The following is a 15,454-nucleotide window of genomic DNA, read 5'->3' as shown; positions in this document are numbered from 1 at the left end:
GAGGTGGGGCGCCGCGACCGGTCCGGGCGCGGCGCTGTCTGCGTCTCAGCCGACGGGCCTGCGCTCGGCGGCGAGGACGGCGGCGAGTTCGCCCCGCCCGCGGATGCCGAGCTTGCGGTACACGCTCGTGAGGTGGAACTCCACGGTGCGCTGGGTGAGGAAGAGGGCCTCGGCGATCTCCCGGTTGGTGGCTCCCGCGGCGGCCCGCTCGGCGACCTGGCGTTCGCTGCCGCTCAGCGCGTCGGTGGGCGACTCGGTGCCGCTGCGCAGGCGGCCGCCGGCCGCGCCGAGTGCGGGCACCGCCTGGTCGAGGAGTTGCCGGTCACCGCACAGTACGGCGATGTCGATGGCACGGCGCAGCCGTTCGCGCGCGCCCTCGGCGTCGCCGCGCTCCAGCAGCCGTCGGCCGAGCAGGTACTCGGCGCGGGCGTGCTCCAGGCGGCCGGGGCTGCCGTCGAGGAGTCGGGTGGCCTCGGTCAGTTCGTCGACGCCGGTGTCGCCGGGCGTGAGGACACCGCGGGAGACGGCGAGCATGCCCTGGGCCCGGGGTGTGCCCCAGCGCAGCACCGCCGGCGCCACCCGGTCGAGAATGTCCCGTCCCTCGCCGAACCGGCCGAGGTCGGCGAGCACTTGCGCGGCGTCGTACCACCAGGGCGCCAGCACGGGGTTGCCGATGCCCGCCTCGGCGAGGCTGTCGCCGCAGCGCAGGAGATGGCCGAGGGCGCCCTCCAGGTCGCCGAGCGCGGCGCGGGTGCGGGCCCGGCTCATCATGTAGGTGTGCGACTCCAGCGTGAACTGGTCCAGGCGGGGCCGGCGCACAAGATCGAGGAGTTCCTCGGCCTTGCGGGCGTCGCCGCGCAGGACCAGGACGTCCGCGAGGGTGCAGTGCGGGCCGACGGCGCTCTTCACATGCAGGTCGCGGTGGACGAGGTCGAAGGCGAGCTGTGCGTCGGACAGCGCCTGGGCTATGTTGCCGGCCCACATGTGCACCTGGGCGCGGGTGGTGGAGACGAGGGCGCTGTTCCAGGCCTGGCCGCGCTTCTGGGCGTGTTCGAGCAGGGTGGTGAGCACCAGCTCGACGGGCCTGATCTCGTCGGCCAGGTACAGGGTGAGGCTCGCGCCGAGGGCGCCCCAGCCGCCCAGTGAGACGTCACCCACCCGCAGTACCCGTTCGGCGGCCGGGACCAGTTCGGCGGCGGGGCGGCCCTCCAGGGTGCCGAGGGCGCACAGCATGCCGAGCAGCAGCCGTTCCTCGGCGGTCTCGCCGGGCGGCAGGGTGTGGTCGCGGAACCGTTCGCTGACGCGGCGCACGGTGGACTTCTCGTCCAGCCCGGAGACGAGCGCCATCGCCTCGACGAGGGTGCGCAGGGCCTGTTCGTCCGGGGCGTCGCCCAGTTCGGCCTCGACCATGGGGAGTGTCTCGCCGACCAACTCGAAGGCCCGCAGTGAGTTCTGGGCGCCGAGGGAGGTGATGACGTACTGGAGGACGAGTCGGCAGCGCAGACGCGGGTCGGTGGCGAGGGTCAGCGCGTGTTCCAGGCGGCTGAGCGCGGTGGGGTGGTCGGAGTGGGCGAGGACCCGGGCGGAGGCGGACAGCAGCTCGATGTCGTCGAGGTCGTGCCGCAGGGCGCGGGAGAGGTACTGACCCGCGGTGGCGGGTGCGCCGCGCTGCTCGGCGCCGAGCGCGGCGGAGCGCAGGACGGTGACCATCCAGGGCTCGGGCACCTCGGGCAGGTGCATCAGCTGGACGGCGACCTGGTCGCTGGGGTGCCCCGAGTCGTTGAGCAGGCGTGCGGCGCGCTCGCGCAGCGCGAGGCGTTGCTCGGCCGGTGTCGCGTCCAGGACGGCCTGGCGCATGAGGTCGTGGCGGTAGGCGAGGGAGTCGGGGTACAGCAGCCCGGCGGCGCGCAGGGCGTCGACGGCGCCGGCGGCGGGGCCGGGGGTGGTGCCGGCGAGGGCCGCGACGGTTTCGATGTCGTCGGACTCCAGGACCGCGAGGGCCTTGGCGACGGCAAGTCGTTCGGGGGTGAGCCGGTCGAGGTGGAAGCGGGCGATGGTGCCGTGCCCGAGGCCGTCGTGCAGTGCGTCGGCGTCCAGTGCGGCATCCCGGGCGCGGCCCTTCAGCTCGCGCACGAGGAGCTGGACGAGGAAGGGGGTGCCGCCGGTCAGTTCCATGCAGCGTGCGACGACGGCGGCGTCGGGTGCGACGGCGAGGGACGCGGCGAGCATGTCGCGCACGGCGTGGTCGGTGAGCGGTTCGACGTCGACGGTGAGGCAGGAGGGGGCGTCGGCCATCTCGTCCAGCACGTCGAGGCGCGCGGGCTCGACCTCGGTGCGCAGGGTGAGGAGCAGGGAGACCGGCAGGCCCTCGGCCCGTCGCAGCAGGAAACCGAGCCAGCTCAACGACGCCTCGTCGCACCACTGGAGGTCGTCGACGGCCAGGACGACGGGACGTTCCGCGGCGAGCGAGGCGGTGAGCCAGTACAGGCCGTGCATGACGCCGTACATGTCGGCCGGCCGGCCTTCGGGGTCGCCGTCCGTGGTGAGGGCGGGCAGGGCGAGGGCGGCGCTGCCCGCCAGCGCGGAGCTGCCGGCGAGCAGTGGATGCCGGGCGGGGTCGCCGTCGGTGAGTCCGAGGGGTGCGAACAGTCCGCGCACGGCGGCGTAGGCGGCGCCGCCGCTCGCCTGGCACTTGACGGTGAGGACACGGGCGTCCGAGTCCAGGTCGGTGAGCACCTCGTGCATCAGCCGGGTCTTGCCGATTCCGGCGGGGCCGCGCAGCAGGACCGCACGGCCTTCGCCCAGTCCGTGGAGGTGCTCACGGATCAGGGCCAGTTCCAGGTCTCGACCGACGAGCGTGGGCTCGTCTTCCGACTTGAGGCCGGAGGTTAAAGCCACCGCGTCTCCTGTATTGCGCCGCCACTCGGAACAGTTGGCGGAATGTACGAACCGAACGACCGTTTTCTCGTCCGATCATACGCACGAGCAGGGGTGATCCTCGCCCGCGCGCGATGCGGTCGCGCGCCCCCAAGGGCCACATTCACACGTTTACGAATGCCAACCCGAGGTCACCTCACAGCGCCCTTCCGCCGGTCAGGAGGTTGACCGGAATTGCATGTTCCGGTTCATTCGATGCACGCAGCAAGGAAGGTGAGCCGCATTCACATTTGAGTGTGGCGCACCACACATGAGTGGAGTGGTGAGCCCCGCTCCGAACTCTCGGGAAATCGTCAGTGCGGGGGCGGCAGGCTCGGCCCCATGCCGCACACACCGCCGTTACCCGTGCTCGACACCGACTCGCGCCCCGTGTTCGCGCCCAGCCCGCTGCGGGCGCTGAGGGACGAGGCGCCCGTCCGCCGCGTGCGGACCCCGGCCGGCGACGAGGCCTGGCTCGTCACCCGGCACGCCGAGACGAAGGCCCTCCTCCACGACGAGCGGCTGGGCCGCTTCCACCCCGCCCCCACGACCGCGCCCAAGTACGTCGACAGCCCGCTCGTCCAGATGCTGATCATCGACGACGCCGACACGGCCCGTGAGATGCACCGCCGCTCCCGTGCCCTGCTCGGCCCGCAGTTCGCCGCGCGCCGCATGCAGGAGCTGAGACCCCGAGTGGCCGGCGCCGCGCGGGCGATCGCCGAGACCTTCGCAGGCCGTGAGCAACCCGCCGATCTGCACGGGCACTTCGCGCTGCCGTACTCGCTGAGCATCCTGCACGAGCTGATCGGCGTCCCCGCCGATGAACGGGAACGCGCCACGCAACTCCTCGCCGACATCGGCCGGATAGGGAAGGACGGGGAGGCCGCACCCGGCCCGGGCCCGCTGTTCGCCCTCTTCGGGGCGCTCGCCGAGGCCAAGCGGACCGCACCGCGCGACGACGTCCTGACCCGTCTCGTCACCGCCGGCGTCCCCACCGAGCAGGCCGCCGCGCTCGCCGCGACGCTGCTGATGGCGGGCCTGGAGAGCGTGGCGAGCTTCATCACCCTGGGCGTCGCGCTGCTCAGCCGCCACCCGGAGCGGCTGCGGACGGCGCTGGATGACCCGGAGGCGATGGCCGGGCTCGTGGAGGAAGTCCTGCGCAACGGCAAGCAGTCCGGCTCCGTCCTGCCCCGCTACGCCGCCGCCGACATCGACATCGCCGGCGTCACCATCCGGGCCGGCGACCTGGTGCTGCTGGACTTCGCGCTGGCCAACCACGACGACCGTGTCTTCGAGCAGGCCGGGGAGTTCGACCCGCGCCGGGCGCCCAACCCGCACCTGTCGTTCGGGCACGGCATCTGGCACTGCCTCGGCGCCTCGCTGGCCCGGATCGAGCTGGCGGAGGCGTTCACCGCACTGTTCACGCGCATGCCCCAGCTGCGTCCCGTGGTCCCGCACGAGCAGCTCATGACCAGTGCCGGGCGGCTCGTCGGAGGGCCGGCGGAGCTGCCGGTGCGGTGGTAGCGAACCACCACCGCCCGTCGGCCACCTCATGACCGTCAGTACCGACCCCGACCCCGCACCGGGGCTTCCGATCCCCTACCAGAACTAGGGATTTGCCCGCCGTGAGCGGCCCATCCTTCGTCTCACATCGGGGTCCGGAAGTCCCGGTGCACCTCCCGGTGAGAGGGGACGGCACGTGACAGCGACCGACATGAGGGACGACGCCGCACGGCAGGTCGACTTCCCGTTCCGCCGGCCCGGCGAGCCCTTCCCCCCGCCCGGCTACGCCGAGTTGCGCGGGCGGGACGGGCTGGCCTGGTCGATGATGCCGGGCGGCCAGCGCGTCTGGCTGCTGACCCGGTTCGAGGACGTGCGCGAGGCCCTGCTCCACCCGCACCTCAGCTCGGACTCCCGCAACGAGGGGTTCCCCACCCCGGGCCGTACCGGCGGACCGCCGGCGCAGACCCAGATTCCCGGCTGGTTCGCCACCCTCGACCCGCCCGAGCACGACCGCTACCGCAAGATCCTGATGCAGGACTTCACCGCACGCAGGATGAAGGAGCTGCGTCCCCGGATCCAGAAGGTCGTCGAGGACTGCGCGGAGTCGCTGGTCGCCAAGGGCAGCCCGGCCGATCTGGTCGCCGACTACGCCGTACCGATTCCGTCGCTGGTGATCTGCGAGCTGCTGGGCGTGCCCAACGCCGACCGGGCCTTCTTCGAGTCCCGGATCTCGGTCCTGGTCACCCTGTCCGCCACCGACGAGGAACGGGACCGGGCGACCACGGAACTCCTGCGCTATCTGGGCCGGATGGTCATCATCAAGCGGCACCGGCCCGGCGACGACATGATCAGCACGATGCTCGCCTCCGGGGAACTCGCCCCGATGGAGGTCGGCGGGGCGGCCCTGCTGCTGCTCATCGCCGGCCAGGAGACCACCGCCAACAACATCGCCCTCGGCGCGGTGCCCCTCATGACGCATCCGGAGTGGATCGGCGACCCGGGCATCGTGGACGAACTGCTGCGGTTCTACTCCGTCGCCGATCTGGTGCCGCTGCGGGTGGCCGTGGCGGACGTGGAGATAGGCGGCCAGCTCATCAGGGCGGGCGAGGGCGTGGCACCGCTGGTGGCCGCCGCGAACTACGACGACGGCCGGTTCGCCTGCCCGCACGCCTTCGACCCCGGCCGCTCGGCCCAGGGCCATGTCGCCTTCGGCCACGGCCGGCACAAGTGCCTGGGCCAGCATCTCGTGCGCGTCGAGATGGAGTTGGCCTACCGCGTGCTGTTCGAGCGACTGCCCGGCATCCGGCTGGACTGCGCTGTCGAGGACTTGAGCCACAAGGACAACGGCGTGCTGTACGGGCTCGCCGAACTCCCGGTGCGCTGGTGACCCTCCGGCCACCCGGCCGCTTCGTGCGACTCCGGCCGGGGCACTTTGCCGACCGAAACCCACAGAACCAGGATTCCGCATGCCCGCAGACCTGACCCGGCTTCCCGCCACCGCAACGGTGTCCGACGTCACCGCCGTCCTGGAGCGCGACGGCGGTGTGATCGTGGAGAACCTCGTCGACGAGACGACCCTGAAGGGTCTGTGGGACGACCTCGGCCCCGCGCTCGACGGCGTCGGCTACGGCGACAGCTCGTTCACCGGCCAGCGCACCAAGCGGCTCAGCTCGCTCTTCGCCCGCTCCCGGCACATGGAGCACATCGCGCTCGATCCGCTGTACCTGGGCACCGCCCGGGACCTGATCGAGCGCCCCTCGACGAACTGGTTCGGCCGGCAGCGCACGGATCTCGCCCCGAACGTCCAGGTCAGCATCACCCAGTTGATCCAGATCTGGCCCGGCGAGACCGCTCAGCCGCCGCATCGCGACGACATCGCGCATCTGCTGCCCAGCCCCGGCCCGACGAACCGGGTGCAGATCATGCTGGCGATGAGCGAGTTCACCGAGGAGAACGGCGCCACGATGGTCTACCCGGGCAGCCATCTGTGGGAGGCGGAGCGGGCGCCGCGCCCGGAGGAGGCGGTACAGGCGGAGATGGATCCGGGGTCCTGCCTGATCTGGGTGGGCGGCCTGTTCCACGGCGGCGGCGCGAACCTCGCCGACGACGCCCGCACCGGCCTCACGCTCGCGCTGGTGCGCGGCAATCTGCGCCAGGAGGAGAACCAGTATCTGGCCGTGCCGCGGGAGATCGTCCGTGAGTACCCCGAGGAGCTACAGCGGCTGCTCGGCTGGGGCCTGTGCCCGCCGTTCCTGGGCTGGTACGAGCAGGAGGACCCGATCCGGCTGCTCGACGACTGACCATCGTCGCCGAACGGCGTCACCACGGCGAGGGCCGCCGCGCACACCGCGCGGCGGCCCTCGCCGTGTTCAGCGCCCCAGCAGCCAGGCGTGCACGGCGCGTGCGGTGGTGTCGGCGTCGCCGTCCAACAGGCTGATGTGGGTGCCGGGCACCTCGACTGCCTCGTGCGGCAGCGGCCACTCGGGCCGGTCGGCGCCCAGGAGCAGCGCCGGGTCGTGGTGCGCGGCGGACACGAACAATGTCCGCGGCGCCTCGGCGGCGGGCACGGGCCGCCATCCGTCGAACAGGCGGCCGTAGTGGGCGGTCGCGGTGAGCTGGTCGGCGACGACGGGGACGTCCGGGTGTTCCCGCATGAGACGGCAGGAGGTGGCGACCATGGCGAGCGCGAGGTTCTCCTCGGGTGTCTCCGGCGAGTCGAGCAGCACCAGGGCACGCGGGGGTGCGCCCGCATCGGTGAGTACGGCGGCCAGGAGGTGGGCCTGCCAGCCGCCGGAGGAGTAGCCGACGAGGGTGAGCGGCTTGTCCCCGAAGGCGGCGAGGACGGCCTCCGCCTGCCGGGCGGCGGCGGCCTCGGGGCTGTCGGGCAGTGCCTCGCCGGCCGCGTAGCCCGGCGCGGGCAGCACCCAGACGTCACGGCTGCCGTGCAGGGCGGCGGCGAACCGGGAGTACTGGTAGGCGGTGACGGGTGCGACCAGCGACGGCAGGCACAGGAGGGCCTCGCCCTCGCCGCCCGTGGCGAGCCGGACTGGGCGCGGCGCGGGGGCGGTCGCGCCTGGGCGGGCGTCCGGCTGGGGCGCCCCGCCGGACGGCGTGTCCTGCGGCGTTCCCGGCGTCGTGCCGTCCGGCGTGTCGGGCAGGCCGAACGCCGGACGCATCGCGGCCGCGAGGTGCAGCATGTCCAGTCCCCTGTCGTACTGCTCCCGCTCGAAGGCGTACCGCACGAGCGCGGTCACGGAGTCGGCGGATACGGCCGACTGCCGCTGCCTGTCCCCGAGTTGCCCACCGACGTGGGCGGCGAGGGCACGCGGCGTGGCGTGCTCGTAGAGGGCGGACGTCGGCAGTTCCACGCCGCAGGCGCGTGCGACGCGGTTGCGGAGGTCGGCCAGGGACAGTGAGGTGAAGCCCAGTTCGAGGAACCGCTGCGCGGCGCCGACCTCTCCGGTGTCGGAGTGCCCGAGGATCCGGGCCACTTGGGCGACGACGAGCTCCAGTACCGCGCTCTCGCGCTCGGCCGGGGGCAGCGAGCGGAGGCGGTTGACGGGCACTGTGGGAGTCGGCTGTTCGTAGGCAGCGGGCAGAGGCTCGCGGAAGGGCAGCTCTCGCGGAGCCTCCGGAATGCCGAGGAAGCCCATCGCGCCGTCCTCACCCGCGCGGTCGGGCAGCCAGTACCTCCGCCGCTGGAAGGCGTACGTCGGCAGGTCGACGCGGCGCGCGCCGGTCCCGGCGAACACGGCACCCCAGTCGACCTCCGTGCCATGGACGAAGACTTCGGCGAGGGCGGTGAGCAGTGCGGCGACCTCCGCCCGGTCGCGGCGCAGGACGCTCACGGCCACGGCCGTCCCGGCGGGCGCCTGCGCGCTGAGTACCGGGTCAGGGCCGATCTCCAGGAGCCGGCCGGACCCTTGGTCGGCGGTGACGGTGGCGAGCGCCTCGTGGAAGCGCACCGGCGCGACGATCTGGTCCGCCCAGTAGCGCGCGGTCGTCCAGTCGCCGCCCCGCAGCGCCTGCCCGGTGACGGTACTGACGGCGGGCACGGCCGGCGTGCGGTAGGTGATGCCGTCGGCCACGGCGGCGAAGTCGTCGAGCACCGGCTTCATCAAGGGTGAGTGGAAGGCGTGACTGACGCGGAGCCGGCTCGTACGGCACCCCCGCTCCCGGAACTCGGCGAGCGCGGCCTCTACGGCGCTCTCCGTGCCCGACACCACGACGGACCGCGGCCCGTTCACGGCGGCGATCACCACGTCCCCGGCACCTTCGTCCCGCTTGAGCACCTCGGCGACCTCGTCCTCCCCGGCCTCGATCGCGGCCATCGCGCCGCCCTCGGGCAGCGCCTGCATCAGCCGGGCCCGCGCCGCCACCAGCCTTACCGCATCCGGGAGTTCGAAGACCCCGGCCGCATACGCAGCCGCAAACTCGCCCACGGAGTGTCCGACCACGCAATCCGGCTCGGTGCCCCAGGAGCGGAGCAGCTCCACCAGGGACACCTGTACGGCGAACAGAGCGGCCTGCGCATAGCCGGTACGGTCCAGCAGCGCGGCCTCCGCCGAGCCCTCGGGAGCGAAGACCACGGCCCGTACGCCCGCGGTGAATCCGGCGGCTCCGTCGAACTCCCCGTCGAGGTGCGCGCACACCTCGTCGAAGGTCCGCGCGAACACGGGGAACCCGGCGTACAACTCCCGCCCCATACCCGGACGCTGACTCCCCTGGCCGGTGAACAACCAGACCGTGTCTCCCTCGGTGACGGTGCCGCTGACGATGTCCGGGGGCGTGGCTCCAGTGCCGAAGGACGTGAGGGCGGCGGCCAGCGTCGGGGTGTCGGGGCCGAGGGCGACTGCGCGGTGGGCCAGGGCGGCGCGGGTGGTGGCAAGGGAGTGGCCGATGTCGTGTGCCGCGTGGTCGTCGGTGAGGGCCGTCGCGAGACGGGCTGCCTGCCGGGTGAGCGACTCGGGGCGATGGGCGGACAGCACCCAGGGCACGAGCGGGAGCGAAGCCTCCGGTGCAGGCCGGGCAGGCTGCTCCGGTTCGGGGGCTTCTTCGAGGATGACGTGGGCGTTGGTCCCGCTGATACCGAAGGCCGAGACACCGGCCCGCCTGGGCCGCTCGCCTCGCGGCCACGCCCGTGACTCCTTGAGCAGCCGGACCTGCCCCGCCTCCCAGTCCACATGCGAGGAAGGCCGATCCACGTGCAGCGTCGCGGGCAACGCCTCACGCTGCATCGCCAGCACCATCTTGATCACACCCGCGACACCCGCCGCCGCCTGCGTATGCCCCAGGTTCGACTTCACCGACCCCAGCCACAGGGGCCCATCGGTGCGTTCCTGGCCGTAGGTGGAGAGCAGGGCCTGCGCCTCGATCGGGTCACCGAGCGTCGTACCCGTGCCATGGGCCTCGACCACATCCACGTCGGCAGCCGAGATTCCGGCCGTCTTCAATGCCTGGCGAATAACGCGCTGCTGGGAAGGACCGTTGGGCGCGGTCAGACCGTTCGAGGCACCATCCTGATTGACCGCACTCCCCCGCACCACCGCCAACACCGGATGACCATGACGACGGGCATCCGACAACCGCTCCAAAACCAGAACACCACCACCCTCCCCCCACACCGTCCCATCCGCACCCTCACCAAAAGCCTTGCACCGCCCATCCACCGCAAGACCCCGCTGCCGGGAAAACTCCACAAACGCAGCAGGCGTCGACATCACCGTCACCCCACCCGCCAACGCCAGACCACACTCACCCGAACGCAACGCACCCACCGCAAGATGAACCGCCACCAACGCCGACGAACACGCCGTGTCCACCGTCACCGCCGGCCCCTCCAACCCCAACGCATACGCCACCCGCCCCGACATCACACTCGCAGCAGACCCCGTCCCCACAAACCCCTCAACCCCACCAAACCCACCCCGCGACGCCAACAAATAATCCTGACCATTCGTCCCCACAAACACACCCGACACCGACCCCCGCACCGACACCGGATCCACACCAGCCCGCTCCAACGCCTCCCACGACACCTCCAACAACAACCGCTGCTGCGGATCCATCGCCAACGCCTCACGCGGCGAAACACCAAACAACCCCGCATCAAAATCCGCCACACCCGACACAAACCCACCGGAATTCACATACGAAGTCCCGGAATTCTCGGGGTCGGGGTGGTAGACGCGCTCGATGTCCCAGCCACGATCGGCGGGGAACGGAACCACCCCGTCACGACCGGCGGCGAGCATTTCCCACAATTCCTCCGGGGACGACACATCACCCGGGAAACGGCACGCCATTCCGACGATCGCCACGGCGTCGTCGTCGAGGGCGTCTCCCGTGGCGATGCCCGCGGTGGTGTCCCGGGCCTCGATTTCGGTTTCGGCGCCGGGGAGTTGGGCGCGGATGTGGGACGCGAGGGCGGCGGGGGTCGGGTGGTCGTAGACGAGGGTGGCGGGCAGGCGCAGCCCGGTCGCGGCGCCGAGGCGGTTGCGCAGTTCGACCGAGGTGAGCGAGTCGAAGCCGAGGTCGTTGAAGGGGCGGTCGGCGGCGATCGCGGCGGCGGAGCCGTGTCCGAGGACCTCGGCGACCGTCGACCGTACGTGGGCGAGGACGAGGCGTTCCCGTTCCGCGGGTGGGCGGCCGTGCAGGGCGGTCGCGAGTTCGCCGGACCCCGCGGTGGCGCGCTCGGGGTCGTGGGCGGTGCGGGCGTCCTGTTGTGCGGGGGCGGTGAGTTCGCGCAGGAGTGAGCCCTGGCGGGCGTAGGCGGTGGTCTCGGCGAAGCGGGCCCAGTCGGCGTCGAGGACGGTGACGCAGGTGCGGTCGTCGTCGAGGGTGCGCGCGAGTGCGTCGAGGGCGGTGTCGGGGGTGAGCGGCCGGATCCCGAGCCGGGCCAGGTACGTGGTGACGACCGGGTCGGCGGCCATGCCGTCCCCGGCCCAGGGCCCCCAGGCGACGGACGTGGCCGGCAGACCGGCGGCACGGCGGTACTGGGCGAGCGCGTCGAGGCGGGCGTTGGCGGCGGCGTAGGCGGCCTGGCCGGCGTTGCCGGTGACGCCGGCCGTGGACGAGAAGAGCACGAATGCGTCGAGAGCACGGTCGGCGGTCAGTTCGTGCAGATGCCGGGCGGCGTCGGCCTTCGCGGCGAGGACGCGGGCCAGCCGTTCGGGGGTGAGGTCGGCGGCGAGGCCGTCGTCGAGGATGCCTGCCGCGTGGACGACGACGGTGGGCGGATGGGCGTCCAGGAGGCCGGCGAGGGCGGTGCGGTCGGCGACGTCGCAGGCGGCGAGCGTGACGTCGGCTCCGCGGTCACGCAGCTCGTCGCGCAGGTCCTGGGCGCCAGGTGCGTCGGCACCGCGCCGCGAGACCAGGACGACGTGCTCGGCGCCCTGGTCGACGAGCCAGTGGGCGATGTGCCGGCCGAGTGCGCCGGTGCCTCCGGTGACGAGGGCGGTGCCGTGGAAGCGGGCGCTGCGTGACTGTCCGCCGGAGGTGGCGGTGGACTGCCCGTTCACGCCGGTGTCGCGGACGAGGCGGGCCGCGAGGACTCCGTTGGGGCGCAGGGCGAGTTGGTCCTCGTCACCGGGCTCGGCCAGCAGGTGCGCGAGGCGCTGCGCGTCGTCGGCGTCGGGGTGCGCGGGAAGGTCGATGAGGCCGCCCCAGCGGTCGGGCTGTTCGAGGGCGAGCGTGCGCCCGAGGCCCCATACGGCGGCCTCGTCGGGCCGGAACGGGGCGTCGCCGGCGCCCACCGACTGCGCGGAACGTGTGGCGCACCACAGGCGGGCGGACGGGGCGCTGTCGAAGAGGGCCTGCCACAGGGCGAGCACGGCACCCGGCGTCGGCACCAGGGCCAGGGCATGGGTGGGCTCCGGGCCGATGTCGCGGATGCGACGCATCACGTCGGCACGGGTGTCGGCGGCGGTGACGGTGATCAGGTCGACCTCGGCGCCGGCCCGGCGCAGTGCCGCGGAGATGTCCGCCGCGGCCCGGTCGTCCGGGTCGGGCGTGGCCACCAGCCAGCGGCCCGGGAGGGCGGCCGGGTCGGCGGCGGGACGGACGGGCCGCCACCGAACGCGGTAACGGCGGGCCGCCTGCTCCAGCTCCAGGCGGCCCTGCCGGCGCCAGGCGGACAGCGCGGGCACGAGGGTGTCCAGTGCCTGGTCGCCGGACACACCGAGCCGCTCGGCGAGCACGTCGACGTCGCCCCGCTCCACGAGGTCCCAGAAGCGTGCCTCGACACCGTCGGGGCCGGTCCCCGTGCCCCGCTCCGCAACGACGTGGTCGGGCAGCCAGTACCGCTCGCGGCTGAACGCGTACGTCGGCAGGTCCACCCGCCGCGCACCCGTCCCTTCGAAGAGCGCGGGCCAACGGACGTCGGCGCCACGGACGTACATCTCGGCGACCGCCGTCAGGACGGCCTGCGGCTCCGGCTGTCCGGCCCGGAGCGTGGCCGCGGCGTCGTGTCCGTCCTCCCGGGCGAGCGCGGTGAGGACGGCGTCGGGCCCGATCTCCAGAAGCCGGACGGCTCCCTGGGGGCCGGTGACGGTGGTGAGCGCGTCGCGGAACCGTACGGGCCGGCGGACCTGCTCGATCCAGTACGTCGGGGTCGTCCAGTCCCCGTCGCGCAGCACCCCACCGGTGAGGGTGCTGACGGCGGGCAGGGTCGGCGTGCGGTAGGTGACACCGGCCGCGACGGTGGTGAACTCGGCCAGCATCGGGTCCATCAGCGGCGAGTGGAAGGCATGACTGACCCGCAGTCGCTTCGTACGGCAGCCACGATCGTGGAACTCGGCGACCACGCCCTCGACAGCACCCTCCGTGCCCGACACCACGACGGACCGCGGCCCGTTCACGGCGGCGATCACCACGTCCCCGGCGCCCTCGTCCCGCTTGAGCACCTCGGCGACCTCGTCCTCCCCGGCCTCGATCGCGGCCATCGCGCCGCCCTCGGGCAGCGCCTGCATCAGCCGGGCCCGCGCCGCCACCAGCCTTACCGCATCCGGGAGTTCGAAGACCCCGGCCGCATACGCAGCCGCAAACTCGCCGACCGAGTGGCCGAGGACGGAGTCCGGCCGCATGCCCCAGGAGCGGAGGAGAGCGATGAGGGCCACTTGCAGGGCGAAGAGGGCGGGTTGGGCGTGGCCGGTGCGGTACAGGGTCTCCGGGTCGCCGGTGAACATGGTCTCGCGCAGGGAGATGTGGTCGGGGTCGTCCGCACCGAGTTCGGCGTCCAGGAGATCGCAGACCTCGTCCAGGGCTCGGCGGAACTCCGGGAAGGCGGCGTGTAGTTCGCGCCCCATGCCGGGCCGCTGGCTGCCCTGCCCGGTGAACACCCATGCCGTACGGCCCTTGAGTGTGTGGCCGGTGACGACCGCCGGGTGCTGTTCCCCGTCGGCGAGGGCACGTACGCCCTCGCTCAGCTCATCGAGGGCCGATCCGAGTACGACGGCGCGGTGGGTCAGAACGGCACGGGTGGTGGCCAGGGAGTGGCCGAGGTCGGTGGGAGAGACCGGGTGCGCGGTGAGGTGGGTGGCGAGACGTTCGGCTTGAGCACGAAGACTGTCGGCGTCGCGACCGGCCAACAGCCATGGGGTGATGAGGAGTTGGACGGCCGGGGCGAGATCGGCGTCGGACTCGGTGCTGCTGTTCTTCTCGGCCGGTGCTTCTTCCAGGATGACGTGGGCGTTGGTCCCGCTGATACCGAAGGCCGAGACACCGGCCCGCCTGGGCCGCTCGCCTCGCGGCCACGCCCGTGACTCCTTGAGCAGCCGGACCTGTCCCGCCTCCCAGTCCACATACGGGGAAGGCCGATCGACATGCAGCGTCGCAGGCAGCGACTCACGCTGCATCGCCAGCACCATCTTGATCACGCCGGCGACACCCGCCGCGGCCTGCGTATGCCCCAGATTCGACTTCACGGAGCCGAGCCAGAGCGGCTCGCCGTGCTCACCCCGGTCACGGCCGTACGCCGTCAGCAGGGCCTGCGCCTCGATCGGATCCCCGAGCGCGGTCCCCGTTCCGTGCGCCTCGACCACGTCGACGTCCGCGGCCCCCACGCCCGCATTCCGCAATGCCTGGCGGATAACGCGCTGCTGGGAAGGACCATTCGGCGCGGTCAGACCGTTCGAGGCACCATCCTGATTGACCGCACTCCCCCGCACCACCGCCAACACCGGATGACCATGACGACGGGCATCCGACAACCGCTCCAAAACCAGAACACCACCACCCTCCCCCCACACCGTCCCATCCGCACCCTCACCAAAAGCCTTGCACCGCCCATCCACCGCAAGACCCCGCTGCCGGGAAAACTCCACAAACGCAGCAGGCGTCGACATCACCGTCACCCCACCCGCCAACGCCAGACCACACTCACCCGAACGCAACGCACCCACCGCAAGATGAACCGCCACCAACGCCGACGAACACGCCGTGTCCACCGTCACCGCCGGCCCCTCCAACCCCAACGCATACGCCACCCGCCCCGACATCACACTCGCAGCAGACCCCGTCCCCACAAACCCCTCAACCCCACCAAACCCACCCCGCGACGCCAACAAATAATCCTGACCATTCGTCCCCACAAACACACCCGACACCGACCCCCGCACCGACACCGGATCCACACCAGCCCGCTCCAACGCCTCCCACGACACCTCCAACAACAACCGCTGCTGCGGATCCATCGCCAACGCCTCACGCGGCGAAACACCAAACAACCCCGCATCAAAATCCGCCACACCCGACACAAACCCACCGGAGTTCGCGTAGGTACGGCCGGGCTGTCCGGGAACGGGGTCGTAAAGGCCGTCGATGTCCCAGCCGCGGTCCTGAGGGAACGGGACCATTCCGTCGCGGCCGGCGGCGAGCATTTCCCACAATTCCTCCGGGGACGACACATCACCCGGGAAACGGCACGCCATTCCGACGATCGCGATGGGTTCGCGGGAGGCCGCGACGAGTTGGCGGTTGCGCTTCTTCAGCGTCTCGGTCTCCTCCAGGGACTTGCGCAGAGCCTGGACGACCTTTT

Annotated in this window: 5 protein-coding genes; 3 read left to right on the top strand and 2 right to left on the bottom strand. The window is 72.2% G+C overall.

Features of this window, described 5'->3' with window-relative positions; translation table 11 throughout:
* Window positions 1–45: 45 nt before the first annotated feature.
* A complete protein-coding gene (locus tag PGH47_RS38140; protein WP_271667234.1) occupies window positions 46–2,898 on the bottom strand; it encodes an ATP-binding protein in 2,853 nt (950 codons plus the stop codon).
* 360 nt (window positions 2,899–3,258) lie between these two features.
* Between PGH47_RS38140 and PGH47_RS38135 the strand changes: the two genes are divergently transcribed.
* The 3 genes from PGH47_RS38135 (at window position 3,259) to PGH47_RS38125 (ending at window position 6,719) form a co-directional block, all read left to right on the top strand.
* Window positions 3,259–4,440, top strand: a complete 1,182-nt coding sequence (locus tag PGH47_RS38135) for a cytochrome P450 (protein ID WP_271667233.1) — start codon at window positions 3,259–3,261, stop codon at window positions 4,438–4,440.
* Between the two features lie 175 nt (window positions 4,441–4,615).
* Window positions 4,616–5,806: a cytochrome P450 gene (locus PGH47_RS38130; RefSeq protein ID WP_333938186.1), complete on the top strand. Its 1,191-nt coding sequence runs from the start codon at window positions 4,616–4,618 to the stop codon at window positions 5,804–5,806.
* Between the two features lie 79 nt (window positions 5,807–5,885).
* The gene (locus PGH47_RS38125; protein WP_271667232.1) at window positions 5,886–6,719 is read left to right on the top strand and encodes a phytanoyl-CoA dioxygenase family protein; all 834 of its coding nucleotides are present in this window, start codon (window positions 5,886–5,888) and stop codon (window positions 6,717–6,719) included.
* 69 nt (window positions 6,720–6,788) lie between these two features.
* On the opposite strand, the gene PGH47_RS38120 is transcribed toward PGH47_RS38125, so the two are convergent.
* Window positions 6,789–15,425 (bottom strand): type I polyketide synthase, encoded by an 8,637-nt coding sequence (locus tag PGH47_RS38120; RefSeq protein WP_443048629.1) that lies wholly within the window; start codon window positions 15,423–15,425, stop codon window positions 6,789–6,791.
* Window positions 15,426–15,454 lie beyond the last annotated feature (29 nt).

It is taken from the genome of Streptomyces sp. HUAS 31 (assembly GCF_028198125.1).
Taxonomy (GTDB): domain Bacteria; phylum Actinomycetota; class Actinomycetes; order Streptomycetales; family Streptomycetaceae; genus Streptomyces; species Streptomyces chartreusis.
The sequence above is the reverse complement of the archived record's forward strand: the minus strand, read 5'-3'. Positions and strand labels throughout refer to the sequence as shown.

Coding starts and splice junctions, on each gene's coding strand:
- PGH47_RS38125 (WP_271667232.1), top strand. CDS start 5,886: ATGCCCGCAGACCTGACCCGGCTTCCCGCCACCGCAACGGTGTCCGAC.
- PGH47_RS38135 (WP_271667233.1), top strand. CDS start 3,259: ATGCCGCACACACCGCCGTTACCCGTGCTCGACACCGACTCGCGCCCC.